The organism is Novosphingobium sp. (assembly GCF_025351285.1).
Taxonomy (GTDB): Bacteria; Pseudomonadota; Alphaproteobacteria; order Sphingomonadales; family Sphingomonadaceae; genus Novosphingobium.
On the sequence record NZ_JANXWG010000105.1, the window covers coordinates 86908 to 103678 of the forward strand.

Annotated in this window: 12 protein-coding genes; 10 read left to right on the plus strand and 2 right to left on the minus strand. The window is 65.1% G+C overall.

Annotation, left to right across the window (positions count from 1 at the left end):
* Positions 1-181: 181 nt before the first annotated feature.
* From Q0R16_RS13495 to Q0R16_RS13540, 10 genes are all read left to right on the plus strand, one after another.
* A complete protein-coding gene (locus Q0R16_RS13495; RefSeq protein ID WP_295636933.1) occupies positions 182-2650 on the plus strand; it encodes a TonB-dependent receptor in 2469 nt (822 codons plus the stop codon).
* 151 nt (positions 2651-2801) lie between these two features.
* Complete coding sequence (locus tag Q0R16_RS13500) at positions 2802-4217, plus strand: MFS transporter (RefSeq protein ID WP_295636936.1); 1416 nt, start codon at positions 2802-2804, stop codon at positions 4215-4217.
* Positions 4214-5815, plus strand: a complete 1602-nt coding sequence (locus tag Q0R16_RS13505; RefSeq protein WP_295636940.1) for a tannase/feruloyl esterase family alpha/beta hydrolase — start codon at positions 4214-4216, stop codon at positions 5813-5815. Before Q0R16_RS13500 ends, Q0R16_RS13505 begins: the two co-directional genes overlap by 4 nt.
* A gap of 67 nt (positions 5816-5882) precedes the next feature.
* Entirely contained in the window at positions 5883-6221 is a 339-nt protein-coding gene (locus Q0R16_RS13510; protein WP_295636943.1) for a hypothetical protein, read from the plus strand.
* Positions 6218-6640, plus strand: coding sequence for a heme-binding protein (locus Q0R16_RS13515; RefSeq protein ID WP_295636946.1), 423 nt, complete (start codon positions 6218-6220; stop codon positions 6638-6640). The genes Q0R16_RS13510 and Q0R16_RS13515 overlap by 4 nt, the downstream gene beginning before the upstream one ends.
* Before the next feature lie 9 nt (positions 6641-6649).
* Positions 6650-7762 (plus strand): class I SAM-dependent methyltransferase, encoded by a 1113-nt coding sequence (locus Q0R16_RS13520; protein ID WP_295636948.1) that lies wholly within the window; start codon positions 6650-6652, stop codon positions 7760-7762.
* 3 nt (positions 7763-7765) lie between these two features.
* Positions 7766-9823 carry a hydantoinase/oxoprolinase family protein gene (locus Q0R16_RS13525; protein WP_295636950.1) on the plus strand — a complete coding sequence of 686 codons (2058 nt, stop codon included), beginning with the start codon at positions 7766-7768 and terminating at the stop codon, positions 9821-9823.
* The gene (locus Q0R16_RS13530; RefSeq protein ID WP_295636953.1) at positions 9823-11712 is read left to right on the plus strand and encodes a hydantoinase B/oxoprolinase family protein; all 1890 of its coding nucleotides are present in this window, start codon (positions 9823-9825) and stop codon (positions 11710-11712) included. The genes Q0R16_RS13525 and Q0R16_RS13530 overlap by 1 nt, the downstream gene beginning before the upstream one ends.
* On the plus strand, positions 11709-12347 hold the full coding sequence (locus Q0R16_RS13535; RefSeq protein WP_295636955.1) for an isochorismatase family protein: 639 nt from the start codon (positions 11709-11711) through the stop codon (positions 12345-12347). Before Q0R16_RS13530 ends, Q0R16_RS13535 begins: the two co-directional genes overlap by 4 nt.
* A complete protein-coding gene (locus Q0R16_RS13540; protein WP_295636958.1) occupies positions 12344-14029 on the plus strand; it encodes an alpha/beta fold hydrolase in 1686 nt (561 codons plus the stop codon). Before Q0R16_RS13535 ends, Q0R16_RS13540 begins: the two co-directional genes overlap by 4 nt.
* Here the strand turns inward: Q0R16_RS13540 and Q0R16_RS13545 are convergent.
* Complete coding sequence (locus Q0R16_RS13545) at positions 13981-15306, minus strand: MFS transporter (protein ID WP_295636961.1); 1326 nt, start codon at positions 15304-15306, stop codon at positions 13981-13983. The genes Q0R16_RS13540 and Q0R16_RS13545 overlap by 49 nt on opposite strands.
* Positions 15306-16771, minus strand: a 1466-nt coding sequence (locus Q0R16_RS13550) for an AMP-binding protein (RefSeq protein WP_295636964.1), incomplete at its 5' end; no start/stop codon positions are given. The genes Q0R16_RS13545 and Q0R16_RS13550, both read right to left, overlap by 1 nt.

Here is a 16771-nt window from a genome sequence, read left to right on the forward strand (position 1 = left end):
CGGCGCTGCCGACGCGACAACAATCACAACACGCCTCGCACCGCACCTAGCGGAAACGAAGCGGAAACCAACCCGAAGGGGGGAACTGGCCATGATGCGTTTCAGTCATTCAAATCGCGGAACCCGCACCGGCGCATGCGCCGTCATTGCGACCTTGCTGCTCGGGGCGTCGCACACTGCGATGGCGCAGGATACCGTGCCGGCACCTCAGGCTGCCGACGCCATCGATCCGTCGGTGATTGTCGTCACCGCGCGCAACCGTGAGGAAAAGCTTCAGGACGTGCCGCTGGCGATCACATCGTTCAGTGCGCAGACTCTGGAAAATGCCAACGTCCGCAACTTGCGCGACGTCGCGTATCTCACGCCCGGCCTTTCGATCACCAGCGGCGGTTCGGAGTTCGGCGTCAACCCGGTGATCCGCGGCCAGACCAACCTCAACGGCGGAGCGGGCGATCCTAACGTCGCGGTGTTCATCGATGGCGTCTACATTTCGAACAACACCGCGATCAACGTGGGGCTGATCGATCTGGAGCGTGTCGAAGTGGTCAAGGGCCCGGTCAGTTCGCTCTATGGGCGCAACGCCTTTGCCGGCGCGATCAACTATGTCTCCAAGAAGCCTTCGCTGACCGATCCGCATGGCAACATCACTGCATTCGGCGGAAATGACGGACAATACAGCGTTTCAGGCGCGATCAGCTATCCGCTGATCAAGGACGTGCTCGCGGTCAGCGTGGCCGCCGGATACGAACATTTCAGCGGCAGCTACAAGGACCAGACCAACGGCACGCGTGCCGGCGGATTCAAGAAGCGCGACATCCAAGGAACGGTCTATTTCAAGCCGTCGCCGGCATTCACCCTGACCGGCAGCTACTACTACGGCAAGGATACCTTCGGCGGCTCGGCGATCGCATACAATGTCAACAACTGCGGTACGCGGACCAACCCGCCCAGCGTGCAGGACCCGAGCGGCCTTGGCTTTTCGCAATTCTGCGGCCATTTCGATCCCGATGCCCATCCCGTCGAAGTGCCGGTGATCAACCCGGCGGCAGGCCAGGCCGGCAACGATCGCAAGGTCAACCTGGCGCGCCTGAACATGAGCTATGACTTCGGCTTCGCCAAGCTGTCCTCGATCACCGGCTATGTCAAAGTCGACCAGCAGCGGCTGACCGACTTCATCGGCCGCAGCAACGGCATCCCGTTCATCCTTACCCCCGGACCGGGCGTGGCCTTGCTGCCCGAACTGTTCGGGTCGAACACCAACAACAAGGACTTCAGCGAAGAACTGCGGTTGCAGTCGGACGCCAGCAAGCCGTTCCGCGTCCAGGTCGGTGGCTTCTATTTCAGCGGCAAGACCTTCAGCACCACGCTGGTCACGGTCGACGGCACCAACCTGCCCGCAGGCCAGACGCTGCTGCCCGGCTTCGCGGCCAATTCGCTGACGTCGAACGGCCAGTTGAACGGGGCCAAGATCGTTGGCCAGACGCTGTCGCATGACAAGCAGTATTCGGGCTTTGTCGGCGCTGATTACGATCTGTTCCAGGGTCTGACCGCGTCGGGCGAATATCGCTATACGCACCAGGAAAAGGACCAGTTGGTCATCCGCAACACGGGCTGCCCCAACACGTTGACCGTACAGACGGCCAGCTGCAACGGGCCGCTGCCGACACCGTATCTCTACCCCAACTCGGTCAACAACGTCGTCGCGCCCGTTTCGGGCGCGTTCAACTTCAGCAACTATCGCGGTACGTTGAAATATCAGGCGACGCCGACCACCAATCTCTATGCCAGCATCGCCAGCGGCACCAAGGCGGGCGGTTTCAACCAGCGCGCGGTGGCAGCAGCCGACGGTTCGCAGCCCGATCTCAAGTTCGACCCCGAAAGGAACACCACGTACGAAATCGGCATGAAGAACAGCCTGTTCAACAATCGGCTGCAATTCAACGTCGCGGCGTACCACATCAACACCAAGGGCATTCAGATTTCCGGCCCTTCATCGGTGCCGACCAATCCGGGGCTGGTGACGAAAAACTTCGGCAGCGTGCACACCGATGGTTTCGAGGTTGAACTGGCCGCCAAGGTGGCAACCGGCGTGCGGGTCAATGCGGGCATCGGCTATTCCAACCCCCGCTTTGGCAAGGATGCCTTCGATTTCGGCGCGGCCGGTGCTTGCGCCAGTGCCAATGTGACGACCGGCGTGATCACCCCGAATATCCCGCAATGCGCCAGCCGGGTGGTGATTTTGCCCGCCAACTCGCAGTTCAACAACAGCAACTTCAACAAGGCAGCATTGTCGTTGTCGGGCCTTTCGCTGCCGCGTGAAACCAACTGGACGGTGTCGGGCGGGATCGACATGGACGGCCAGATTTCCGGCGACTGGAAGTGGAACGCCACGGCCAATGCGCGCTGGGAAGCCAAGCAGTTCGGGTTCAACAACAACATCAGTTACTACGGGCCACGAACGATCATGAACGTGCGCGCCGGCGTGTCCAATTCGACCTTTTCGATCTCCGCCTACGTCAACAACCTGACCAACGACCACACGCCCGAAATCGTCTCGGTCAACGCCCGGTTGAGCGATTTCGGTGGCGATCTTGATGGTTACCTGCCGGTGGGGCGCCAGTTCGGCGTAACCGTCGGGGCCAAGTTCTGACCAATCGGGCGATCACGCAGGAGGCCGGCGCGGGGGGCGCCGGCCTCACACATTTCGGGCCAGGGCGCACAGGCATATTGCCCCATTGTTCGTGCCCGGGCCCCGCCCGGCGGTCCTTGCCATTTGACCTTCCGACAGCAAGGTTTGCACAATGACCACAGCCAGCGACCCGATTTCGGCGACCAGCATTGCACCGAGCCTGCCGCTGTCGGTGCGGATGGGCTGGGGGATCGGCACGCTGGGCCCGGTCACGGTGCTGACCGCGACCAACGTGGTTCTGCTGAGGTACATGACCGATTTCGTAGGGATCAGCGCGGGGGTTGCCGCGTCGCTGATCGCCTTTTCCAAGATCTTCGACGCCTTTGCCGACCCGACGATGGGCGTGGTCAGCGATCGCACGCGCAGCCGTTGGGGTCGGCGGCGGCCATACCTCGTGCTGGGCGGGGCGATGCTGGCGATCGCGGTGGTCGGCCTGTTCGCGGTGCCCGATTTCGGCGCGGTTGCCACGCGCGTGTGGTACGTCGGGTTCCTGCTGCTGTTCTATGCGGTGGCCTACACGGTCTTCAACATCCCCTACATGGCGATGCCCGCCGAGATGACGTCGAATTATCTCGAACGATCCAACCTGATGAGCTTCCGCGTCTATGCGGTCGGCGCGTCGCAGATCGTGGCCTCGGTGTTCGGGCCGATGTTGCTCGGCGCGTTCGGCGGCGGGGCGGGCGCCTATCGCATCATGGCGCTGGTGTTCGTTCCGATCATCCTGGGATCGGCGTGGACCTGCTTCAGGCTGACCCGCAACGCCCCCGCCACCGAGCGCGCGCGCGACGTGGTGCAGGCGCCGTTGGGTGAGCGTATCAGTTCGGTGCTGTCTAACCGTCCGTTCATGGTGCTGATCCTGGTCAAGTTCCTGACCCTGATGGCGCTGGGCGTGCAGTCGGTTTACGCGTTCTTCTTCGCGCACGTGCTTGGTCTGTCGGACGGCTATCTCGGGCAGTTCTTCCTGGTATCCTCGCTGGCGCTGATCATCTCGCAGCCGGGCTGGCTGTGGCTGCTGCGCAAGCTGGGCGAAAAGCGCAATGTCTATATCATCGCGCTGCTGCTCTCGATCCCGGCGTACCTGAGCTGGCTGGCGGCCGGGCCAGCCGAACCGGCGATGCTGATCTATCTGCGCGCCGCGGTCATCGGCGTGGCTGGGGGCGGGGCGATCCTGATGGGCCAGTCGCTGCTGCCCGATACGATGGAATACGATTATCGCCGCACCGGGTTGCGCCGCGAGGGCATCTTCGCCGGGTTCTATACCACCGTCGAGAAGCTGTCGGGCGCGATCGGCGTGGCGGCGGTGGGCGCGATCCTCAGCGGCGCCGGATACGTTGCGGCGCACGGCAGCGTGGCCCACCAGCCCGCTTCGGCAATCCGCGCGATCTACCAGATCATGGGCTTCGTGCCCGCAATCATCAGCACGCTCGGGGTGATCGCGTTGCTGTTCTACAACCTCAGCGAAGCCAAGCTGAAAGCCACATTGCCATTGGTGCGCGACGGTGAATTGCCAGCAGGAGCGGTGACATGAACATTCTGCGCATTTTCTGGCTGCTGATCGCCATCTCGTTTGCAGGACCGGCGCTGGCCGCCGCTCCGGCTCCGGCGTTCGATTATCAGTCCGCCTGCGCCGGCTTGCGTACGACCGATTTCGGCAAGCTGCTCGATGCGCCGACCGGGATCATCGCCACCGCGGTGATCAAGTACGGCGCCGACAGCCGCGAAGTCTGCCAGGTCGACGGGTTCGTCACGCCCACCATCGGCTTCAAGATCGTGATGCCCACGCACGGCTGGAACGGAAAATACCTGCAAGGCGGCTGCGGCGGCGGTTGCGGCACGACCAAGCTGTTCTGGTGCGACGATCCGCTGCGGCGCGGCTATGCCTGCCTGGGATCGGACATGGGCCACACCGGCTCGGTCGGCGACTGGCGCTGGGCGTGGAACAACCTGCAATTGCAAGGCGATTTCGGCTTTCGCAGCACGCATGTCGCATCGATCGCGGGCAAGGCGGTGGTCGCGGCGTTCTATGGCAAGGCGGCAAAGCTCAGCTATTACTGGGGCTGCTCGACCGGCGGGCGGCAGGCGTACCACGAAGCCGAATTCTACCCGGGCGACTTTGCGGGGATCGTCGGCGGATCGCCCCCGCTCAACGAAACCGGATCGGCGGTGCAACTGGCCTGGACGGTGAAGGCGAACTTGCGCGCCGATGGCAGCGAGATCCTTGGTGTGCCCGAAGCCGGGCTGCTGCACCGCGCCGTGCTCGCTTTATGCGACAAGAACGACGGGTTGAAGGATGGGCTGATCGGTGATGCCCGCCAGTGCCGTTTCGATCCCGCCAAGCTGCAATGTCGGGTATCAGACGACGCGCGTGGCAGATGCCTTTCTGCCGAGCAAGTCGATGCCGCGCGCAAGTTCTACGCCGGGCCGCACGACAGCAAGGGCCGCGCGATCGGCTTCCAGGGCGGGGTCATGCCCGGATCCGAGATCAACTGGATCGGTGACTACATCGATGGTCCCGGGCGACCCGCGCAGTACCGCAAGTTCATCGCCAACGTGTTCCGCTATGTCGGCTTCAACCCCGGCCCCGGTCCCGACTGGACGCTGGCCGATCTCGACTTCGACCGCGATCCGGCGCGGTTGCAGATCAACGAGGCGCTGTACCGCGCCGACAATCCCGACTTGCGGCTGTTCCGTAACGCCGGCGGGAAGTTCATCGGTTTCCAGGGGTGGAGCGATACCTCGATCGTGCCGATGGGCACCGTCGATTACGTCGATACGATGACCCGCACGATGGGCGGGCAGCAAGCGACCGACCGCTTCTTCAAGTTCTATATGGTGCCCGGCATGCGGCACTGTTCGGCCGATGGCGACGGTGCCGACAACATCGATTTCCTCAGCGCGCTGGAAAACTGGGTCGAAAACGACACCGCGCCCGATGTGCTGATCGGGCACAACTTCGATTGGGGCAGCCCGCCGACCACGGCCCCGGTGTGGCCGCTCGATCCGACGAAAGTACGGTTCGACCGGCCGCATTTTCCTTACCCCGCCACCGCGCTTTACAGCGGCACGGGTGATCCCAATGCCTTGTCGAGCTGGGTGCGGGTCATGCCCGGTCGAACCGCTCGATAGCCCCCCGGATACCGGTTGGCCGGCGCGCGTCGATTGCGCCGCACGGTCCGCACAATAGGGTCATCGCATGGCAACAACCTCGACCACGGATGCTTCTTCAGTTCGCCAACCACGCCGCCGTGTCGCGCGCGGCCAGGCCCGTCCGCGCTATCTGGCACCGCAGGACATCGACCGGCTGGCGATCATGTTCGTGGCGCTGATGGCCGAAGTGTCCGCGCTGCGCGACCGGCTCGACACGCACGAGCTGCTGGCGGACGCGGGCATGGTTGCGACCGGCGAGGCGATCGAAGCGGCGGTGCTGTCACCCGAACGACTGGCGCGGCGCGAGGAGGGCCGCCACGCGATGCTCAAGCGCGTGTTGCGCGTGGTGACCGAGGAAACTGCGCCCGACGGAGAGTCGGCATGACCATTCCGCTCGCCACCGCGCTGCAATTGGCACAGGTCGCCTTTGCCGAGGGCGCAGCGCAAGGCGTCGTCAACATGACTGTCGTCGTCACCGATCCGGGCGGCGAAGTGCGGTTGGCCATGCGCGCCGACGGGCAGGGGCTGTTCGGTGTGGACACCGCCATCGGTAAGGCTCGCACCGCGCTCGGCTTCAACCGCAGTTCGCTGGCACTGAGCAAGATTTTCACCGACCCTTGCGCGGTCGCGGCGATCGCGGCGGCGACCGGCGGGCGGTTCGTGCCGCTCGGCGGCGGGGTGATCGTGCGCGATTCTGGCGGTGCGATCGTCGGTGCAGCAGCGGTTTCGGGAGGGCTTCCCGACGTCGACGAAGCGATCATCGTCAAGGCCATCGAATCCGTCGGCCTGTCGGCCCAGGTATAGGATATTCGCATGATCCAGGAACGGCACGCGCTTCTTCCCGAAGCCACGCATGATGAGAGCGCCCGGCAGGATTTCGTGTCCAGCTTGCGCAAGATGTTCACGACCGAACTGTTCCCCGGCACGCGGCGGGTTTACCAGGAAGAGCTGCTGCCGCGCCATGTGGCCAGGCACGGCCAGCCGCCCGCCGACCAGCGCGAAGTGTCGAAGCTGATGGAACGCAGCTTTTATTATCGTGGCTCCAACGTGATCGGCCGCGCCGCGCAGGAATTGCTATGGGACACCGTGGGCGAGAGCATCGAGCGGCAACTCGATACGCTCAATGCTGCTGCCAAGCCCAAGCTGGGCGAACTCGGGACGCTGACCATCGATCCCGCTTTCCAGGTGCCGCGTTACATCGATGCGGTCGACATTCACGTGATGCCGGGCAATTTCCACACCGAACTGGGCGAGGACGACGTGTTCGCTGGCGCGCTTTACGACCGCGGTGTCCATGTGTTCTCGTTTGGTGGTCTGGGTCCGCGCAACGACGGGCTGGGGGTGGCGCACGCCGCCTTCGTCAAGGAGCGCTTTCCCGATCTCAAGCCACGCCGCATCCTCGACATGGGCTGCGGCCCCGGCTTCACCACGCTGCCGTGGAAGGACGCCTATCCCGATGCCGAAGTCTACGGCATCGACGTCGGCGCGCCGCAAGTCCGCTATGCGCACGGCCGCGCCGAAGCGATGGGCTACCCGATCCACTTCAGCCAGCAGGACGCCAGCGCGACCGATTTCGAGGACGGCTTCTTCGACATCGTGGTCTCGATGCTGGTCACGCACGAATGCCCGCAACCGGTAATCCGCGGGCTGTTCGCCGAAGCGCACCGGTTGCTCGCACCCGGCGGTGTGACCGTCCACGACGGCGGCCTGGTCGCGTCGCACGATCCGTTCGAGAACCTGATGACGAGCTGGTTCGGGGTCAACGCCAACGAACCGTTTTCGGCCGGGTTCAAGGCGCTCGATTTCGAACAGGCGTTCGTCGACGGCGGCTTTGCGCGCGAGGCGGTGTTCCGCGGCACACGCGATCCGGTTTACCTCAAGGGCCAATTGCCCCCCATCAGCTTCATCGGCGCGGTCAAGGAATAACGCATGGGCTATCGTCTGGGTGTGGACGTGGGGGGCACGTTCACCGATCTGCTGTTGTTCGACGATGCGAGCGGGGCGTTCTGGCGGCACAAGACGCCATCGACACCGCATGACAGTTCCGAAGGCATTCTCAATGGCGTGACCGCGCTGTGTGGGACCGCCGACGTGCGGCCCGACGAGATTGACTACTTCCTCCACGGCACCACGGTTGCGACCAACGCGATGCTCGAAGGCAAGGGCGCGCGGGTCGGGCTGGTGACCACCGAGGGTTACCGCCAGATCATGCAGATCGCGCGCAGCTTCGTGCCCGGTGGCCTTGCGGGCTGGATCGTGTGGCCCAAGCCCGAGCCGCTGGCGCGGCTGGAAGACACGGTCGAGATCAAGGGCCGGATGGACGCGCGAGGGCACGAAGTCCGGCCCGTCGACGACGCCGAGATCCGCGCCGCGCTTGAGAAGCTGAAGGGCCAGGGCATCGAGGCGCTGACCATCTCGCTGATCAACGCCTATCTCAACGGCGATCACGAACGCCGGGTGGCTGCAATCGCCGCCGAAGTGCTGCCCGATGTGCCGCTGTCGATGAGCCACGTCGTGCTGCCCGAGATGCAGGAATACGAACGCACGCTGACCACCGTCGCCAATGCAGCGGTGCGGCCGCTGGTGGGGCGCTATGTGCGCAACTTGCGTGGCCGGCTTGAGCAGGTCGAGATGCGCGGCAACTTATCGCTGCTGCGATCCGATGGCGGGCTGATGTCGTCGCAGAAATCGGAGGAGCACCCGGTTTCGCTGCTGATGTCGGGCCCGGCGGGCGGCGTGACCGGCGCGCTGTGGGTGGCGAAGAACGCCGGCCTCAAGAACATCCTCACGCTCGACGTCGGCGGCACCTCGACCGATGTCGCGCTGATCGAGCATGGCGAACCGCGCCGCGTGCGGACAACCGAAGTGGGCCACTTGTCGGTGCGTGCAAGTTCGCTCGACGTGAAGACGGTGGGCGCGGGCGGCGGATCGATCGCATACGTGCCCGAACTGACCCAGGCGTTGCGCGTCGGTCCGCAGTCGGCGGGCGCGGTGCCCGGACCGGCGGCTTACGGCAAGGGCGGCACACTGCCGACCGTGACCGACGCCAATGTCGTGCTCGGCTACTTGCCCGAGAACCTGCTCGGCGGCACCTTCAAGCTCGACCGGCCGGCCGCCGAAGCCGCAGTCCAGACGATCGCCGATGGCCTGGGCATCGGGCTGATGGAAGCCGCGCGCGGGATCATCGACATCGTGAACGAGAACATGTTCGGCGCGCTGCGGATGATCTCGGTCCAGCAAGGCTACGATCCGCGCGATTTTGCGCTGATGGGCTTCGGCGGCGCAGGCCCGCTCCATGTCAACGCGGTGGCGCGGCTGATGGGCAGTTTTCCGGCGGTATCACCGGTCTCACCCGGCGTGTTGTGCGCGCTGGGCGATGCGACGACGCGGATGCGCACCGAGGCGGCGCGATCGCTGTCGAAGCGGCTGAGCGAAACCGGCGCCGCTGCGGTGCTGGCGATGTTTGCCGAGATGGACGCGCAAGTCCGCGCCGAACTCGTGGCCGACGGGATCGCGGCGGCCGAGATCGAAACCGAGTTCGAGGTCGACGTACGCTATTCGGGGCAGGCGTTCGAGGTGCCGATGCGCGTGGCGCTCGCCGATATCGAGCGTGATGGGCTGGCCGTGCTGACCGATCGCTTCGACGCCGAACACTTGCGCCTGTTCACGTTCAACATGGATACCGAGCACGAACTGGTCAATTTGCGCGCGGTGGCGGTCGGTCGCGCTCTTGAACTGCCGGCGCACCGGTTGGCGCAAGGCGATGGCGATCCGGCGCAGGCGAAACTGCGCGATCACAGCCTGTGGATGGACGGGGCTGCGCAGGCTGCGGTGATCTATGATCGCGCGCTGCTGGAGGCGGGCGACGTGATTCCGGGGCCGGCGATCGTGGTCGAGATGGATTCCACCACGCTGATCGAAACCCGCCACATCGGCACCGTCGACGCCTTCGGCAACATCCTGATCACGCCTGCGGAGAGCAAGTGATGCAGACCCAGATCATCCAGACCAACCCGACCCCGTTCAACAAGGTCAGCATCGACCCGGTCACGCTCGACATCATCGAGAACGCGCTGCGCAATGCGCGGATCGAGATGGACACCACGCTGGTGCGCACCGCGATGTCGCCCGGCATCCGCGAACAGGGCGACGCGTTTCCGCTAATCGCCGATCACCTGGGGCGCATGATCGTCGGGCAGTTCGGCAGCTACATCGGGCCGTTCCTCGACGGCTATTCGGGCACGCTCGAAGAAGGCGACATGATCTTCCTGTCCGATCCCTATTCGGTTGGCGGCGCGATCAGCCACTCGAACGACTGGCTGGTGCTGCTGCCGGTGTTCAAACAGGGACGGTTGATCGCCTACACTTCGATGTTCGGGCACATGTCCGACATCGGCGGCAAAGTGGCGGGATCGATGCCGATCGACGCGACGTCGATCTTCCAGGAAGGCGTGCGCATCCCGCCGGTCAAGATCTGGAAGCAGGGCGTCTACAACGAAGACCTGATCAAGCTGATCATGCACCAGACGCGCACGCCCGAATGGTGCAAGGCCGATCTCAACGCGCTGATCGCCGCGTGCCGGGTGGCGGCGCGGCGCGTGGTCGAGATGGCCGAGCGCTTCGGTGACGACGTGTTCGTGTCGGCTTGCGAGGATCTGCTCGAACGCAACCACCGCGCGATGAAGAGCCTGATCGACACCGCGATCGGCGAGGCGCCGGTCAGCTTCGAGGACTACATCTGCGATGACGGGCTGGGCTACGGTCCCTACAAGATCAAGTGCACGATGTGGCGCGAGAACGGAAAAGTGGTGCTCGATTTCGCCGGCACCGATCCGCAATCGTCGGGCTCGATCAATTTCCTGCTCAACGAAAACATGATGCGGATGTTCTTCGGCATCTACATGATCATGGTGTTCGATCCGCAGATCCTGTTTAACGACGGCTATTACGACCTGATCGACGTGCGCATCCCCGAAGGCTCGCTGCTCAAGCCCAAGTTCCCCGCCGCGCTGTCGGGGCGCACCCACGCGCTGGGCCGGCTGTTCGACATCCTGGGCGGGTTGCTCGGCCAGAAGACGCCCGAGTTCCTGTGCGCGGCGGGCTTCTCGTCATCGCCACACTTGTTCTATTCGGGCACCGATGCGCAAGGCGCCTACTTCCAGTTGTTCCAGATCGGCTTCGGCGGCATTCCCGGCCGGCCGCTGGGCGACGGGCCCGACGGTCACTCGCTGTGGCCCAATTTCACCAACGTACCCAACGAGTTCCTCGAACGCTACTTCCCGCTGCGGATCGAACGCTATGAAACCGTGCCCGACAGCGGCGGCGCCGGCCTCCATCGCGGTGGCAACGGCATCCTGATGACGTATTGCTTCCTCGAACCCGGCCAGATCGCGATCCACGACGATCGCTGGTTCACGCATCCCTGGGGCGTCAACGGCGGCCAGCCCGGCGCCCGCGCGCGCAAGATCCTGCGCAAGGCCGATGGCACCGAACGCGTCGTCGGCAACAAGCAGGAGGATATCGCGGTCGAAGCCGGTGACGAACTCGACTTCATCACCTGGGGCGGCGGCGGCTGGGGCGATCCGCTGGCGCGTGATCCCGCGCTGGTGGCGAAGGAAGTGCAGCAAGGGCTGGTGTCGTTGGCCGGCGCGCGCGCTTATGGCGTGGTGATCGCCGATGGCGCCGTGGACGCGAGCGCTACCGATGCGCTGCGCGCGAAACTCGCCGCCGAACCAGCCCCTGCCACCGGCGCGTTCAACTACGGCCCCACAATCGAAACGCTGCGTCGCAACTCTATCGCTGAAACCGGCCTTCCCGCCCCGCAACAACCGGTCTGGCACCGCACCGTCGCGCCTTTCGCCGAGGCCGCCGAGTGAACCAAACCGTGCTGAACGAGGACTATGCGCGCGCCGGGTTCGGCGGGCACTTGCCCTTCGGCCGACGCCCGGCGCTGCTGATCGTTGATGTGTGCATGGCCTACCTCGATCCGGCATCGCCGCTTTACGCGGCGGGGGAAGCGGTGCTTGCCACAAATGTCGCGCTGGTGACGGCAGCGCGTGCGGCGCAAGTGCCGGTGATTTTCACGCGGGTTTCTTACCAGGCAGGCGGGCTGGACGGGGGGCTGTTCTATCGCAAGGTTCCGGCGCTGGCGGCTTACCTCGATGGCAATCCGCTAGGCGATTTTCACCCCGACCTGGGGCACCAAACGAACGACGTGGTGGTAACCAAGCAATACGCCTCGGCGTTTTTCGGCACCTCGCTGGCCGCTACGCTGACCGCGATGGAGCGCGATACCGTGGTGATCACCGGCTTTTCCACCTCGGGCTGCGTGCGCGCCTCGGCGCTCGACGCATTGCAACACGGTTTCGCACCCTTCGTGGTGAGCGACGGTTGTGGCGACCGCGCCGATGGGCCGCACAATGCCAACCTGTTCGATCTCCAGGCGAAATATGCCCAAGTGGTCACCGCGCATGAAGTCATGACATTGCTGGAGCAAGTGAACCAGCCATGATCACACGGCACTTTCTCCATCTGCCCGGCAGGCAGGTTCACTTCCTGCGTTCGGGCGACGGACCGCCGGTGGTGCTGATCCATTCCTCCCCGGCGAATGTGTGGCTGCTCGAAAAAGAAATCGAGCGATTGTGCCGCCAGTTCACGGTGTTTGCATTCGACACCCCTGGCTTCGGCTTATCCGATCCGCTGCCGGGGACCGTGCTCGAAGTCGCCGATCTGGCCGATGCGCTGGCCGAGACACTCGAAGCGCTGGGGATGCCGGCCTGCCCGATTTTCGGCACGCACACCGGCGCTGCGATCGCGCTGGAATTCGGCGTGCGACATCCGGCTAGGGCGACCGGGCTGGTGCTCGACGGCGTGCCGGTGTTCACCGACGACGAATGCCAGCGGTTCTTCGGTGACTATTTCCGATCGCTGCCGCTCGATGATTTGGGCAGCCAGTATTCGGCGACATGGACCCGGTTTCGCGATCAATCGATCTGGTTTCCGTGGAGCGTGCGCGTTCCGGCGCACCTCAACCCTTACGATCTCGGCCCGCCGCACAGCACGCATCTGTGGGTCTCGATGTATTTCGAGGCGGCAGACCACTACACCCCGGCCTACCGGGCGGCGAGTTACTATGGCGAGAAGGCCGTGGTCGCGGCGAGCGCGCTGACCCTGCCCACAGTCTATACCGCGACCGAGACCGACATGCTTTACCCGCACCTCGAACGCCTGCCCGCGCTGAAGCCGAGCCAGTCGATCGAGCCGATCGCTTCTTCCTACGAACGCAAGCGCGAACTGATCGCGGACAGCTTCGCGCGCTACGGTGCAGCCGGACCGGCTCCCTTAACTACGCCGGTGATCGGATCGAGCGCCGGGCTGGCGCGCCAATTCGTGCGCGGCACCGCCGGTAATCTCCACTTGCGCTGGGCAGGCCAACGCAATGCCCCGCCGTTGCTGGTGCTGCACGACGCACCGGGTTCTTCCGAACAGATCGCGCCGCTGATCGAGGAACTGGGCAAGGCGAATTTCGCCATCGCGCCAGACTTGCCCGGTTGCGGCGAGTCCGATCGGTTCGCCACCCAACCCACCGTCCACGACTACGTTGCCGACCTGCTGGCTTTGCTCGACACTTTGGATCTCGGATCGGCACGCGTGCTGGGCATCGGGTTCGGCAGTTCGATCGCGGTCGAATTGGCGCGTCGTGCGCCGAACCGGGTCGATGCGCTCGCGCTATGCGGGCTGGCGTGGCCCGATGTTGCCGAACGGGCCGAGCTCGTGGCGCGGATCGCGCCTGAAATCGGCATCGAGCCCGATGGGGCACACTGGTACCGCACCTGGCTGATGCTGCGCGACTGGCAGGTCTATTGGCCATGGTTCGACCGCCGGCAGAACACGCTGCGCCGGATCGATGCCGACTTTTCCGCAAGGCCGCTGCACCGCTGGACGATGGACGTGATGCGCGCGCGGACCAGCTATCACCACCTGATCCATGCCGCGCTGGCACACGATGCGGCAGCGGCGCTGCAAGAAATCGGGCCTCCGCTGCTGCTGTTGCAGGATCGCGGCCGACCGCTCTCGGCTTACGATGCCGCGCTCGCCGCGAGTCGGCCCGATGCGCCCTTCGTGGTCGTTGCCGACCCGGCCGATTACGCCGTCGCGCTTGCCGCGCGTTGGCTCGCCAGTTCCGCGGCGTAAGGTTTGCACGCTGCGGCCAGCATGATCGCGGACAGCGGCGCAGCCACCGCGACCACGGTGGCGATTGCATAGCGGACCGATGCGTCGCCACCGAACACATGCTGCGTCAGCAACGCGACGATCGTCGGACCCAAGCCTATGCCGGCCAGATTGAGCGCGAAAAGATAAATCGCCGAAACCTGCCCACGCATGCGGTTTGGGGTGATCTCCTGGAATGCCGCTGCCGCTGCGCCGTAAGGCATCGCACCGGCGAAAAGGTAGAAACCAAGTACGCCGAGGCAGCTCCAGCCGGTCGGCATCAGGGTCGCGACCACGCCGAAAGGCAGTGCCGCCAGCGACGAGATTACCCCTACGCGAATATTCGAGTCGCCCCGGCCACGGTCGCGCATCCGGCCCGCCAGCCAACCGCCGAAGAGGATTCCGGCGCTGCTGAATACGAATACCGCCGCCCCGTAGCGCAAGCCGATAGCGCCGGACGTCCACCCGTAATTGCGGGCAAAATGGGCCGGAATCCAGGCCGAGACGCCGTTCCACATCGTGCTTGCTAGCGCCAGGCCACCGATCAGCAAGCCGTAGGCCCGCGCGCGAGCACGCAGATAGGCGATCACTTCGGGGAAGCTCGGCACCTCTTGCGTAACGGCGCCACGCCGCTCGGGTTCACGCAGGGTGGCAACCAGCAAGCCGACGAACAGCCCCGGCAGCCCGACCAGCATGAACACCATCCGCCATGGCTCGATCACGCCGGTGTAGCGCGTCTCGACATGGCCGACGGCGTCGATCAGCGCCCCGCCGGCCATCGTCGCGATCCCGCCGCCAAGGTAGATCGCGGCCGAGTAGAGGCTGAGTGCGCGCGTCAGCCGCTTGCCGGTGAACCAGTCACCCAGCATCGAGAACGCCGCCGGCGACAGCGCCGCTTCGCCCACGCCCACGCCCACCCGCGCCGCGAACATCTGGCCGAACGATTGCGCGGCACCGCACAGCGCGGTCATCACGCTCCATGTTGCGACACCGACGGCGACGATCGACGTCCTCCGCCGGCGATCGACCAGCCGCCCGATCGGAATGCCGAGAAACGTGTAGAACAGCGCAAAAGCGAGGCCGTGGAGCAGGCTCAACTGGACGTCGCTGATGTGCAACGATGCGCGGATCGGCGCGACCATCAGCGACAGGATCGTCCGGTCGACGTAGGACAGCGTATAGGCCAGCATCAGAACCCCGACGACGTACCAGGCGTAGGCGTCGGAGCGCTCGGCGCCGGTTGGAGCGGTGTCGGGCATCAGCCGCTGATTTCGGCCATCGGCACAGCGGGGCGGGCGCGCAGTTCGGTCTTCAGCACTTTGCCATTGGCGTTGCGCGGCAGCACGTCGACCAGCCCCAGGCTGCGCGGGATCTTGTAGCTGGCGATGCGGTCACGGCAGAAGCCGGCTAGCTCGGACGCGGTCAGGTGGTGCCCTTCGCGCAGCACGAGCACCGCGTGCAATCGCTCGCCCCACACGTCGTCGGGCAAGCCGATCACCGCCACGTCGGCCACCGCCGGGTGGGTGAACAGCACTTCCTCGATCTCGCGAGGGTAGATGTTGACCCCGCCCGAGATGACCATGTCCTTTTTGCGATCGACGATATAGAGGAAACCCTCGTTGTCGCGCTGGGCCATATCGCCGACCGAGACCCAGCCATCGCGGATGGCGCGCGCGTCCTCGTCGGGCCGGTTCCAGTAGCCGTTGAACAGCAGCGGCGATCGCGCCCACAGCTCGCCCACTTCGTCCGGATCGCAGATCGAACCGTCCTCGCGGCGCACTTGCGCTTCGCAATGCGGGAACGGCGTGCCCACGCAGCGCTGCTTGCGCAATTGGTCGGCGGGGCGGAGATTGCAGACCAGCCCGGTTTCGGTCGCGGCGTAAAGCTCATGCAGCACGGTTTCACCGAAGTAGGGGATGATCTTCTCCTTCAACGCCTGCGGCAGCGGCGCGGCATTGGCGAGGATCGAGCGGATCGGCGGGCGGCTGTAACGGTCGAGCACTTCGGGCGGCAGCGCGAAGATCATCTGGAAGTGCGTGGGCACCATGAACAGCCCGGTGATTCCGCCGAACTTGAGCCGTTCGAGCACGGTCTCGGCATCGAACTTGTCGAGGATCTCGATCGATCCCCCCGCAGCCAGGATCCCGGTGGGAAAGCCCAGCCCGCCCCCGTGGTTCATCGGGGTCATCGCCAGAAAGCGGTCGTCGGGTCCGAAACAGCCGAACTCGGCTGCGCAAATCAGCCCCACGAGCATCCGTGAACGGTGCGAGAGGATCACGCCCTTGGGCTGGCCGGTGGTGCCCGAGGTGTAGGGGATCGTCCAGGCGTCCCATTCGTCGATGCGCGGACGCACGGGCGGTGCCGGCGCGTCGGCGAGCAGCGCTTCGTAGTCGGCGCCAAACTCGACGAGCCGGTAGTGCGCGATATCCGGACCGAGCGCCTCCTCGACCAATGCGCGCGAGGGGGTATCGACGAACACCAAGCGCGCGCCGCAATCGTCGAGCGTCTGGCGCACTTCGCCGGGCGCAAGCCGCGGATTGATCGTCGCAATCGCCGCGCCGGCATCGGGCAGGCCGGCGACGACCTCGACGAATTCGCTGCAATTGCGCGCGACTATCGCCGCGACATCGCCCTTTGCGATATCGAGCGTCGCGATGGCGCCATCGCGCAATTTACCGGCGCGCGCGGCCAACTGCGCCGCGGTCACGCGCTTCTCGCCGTAGA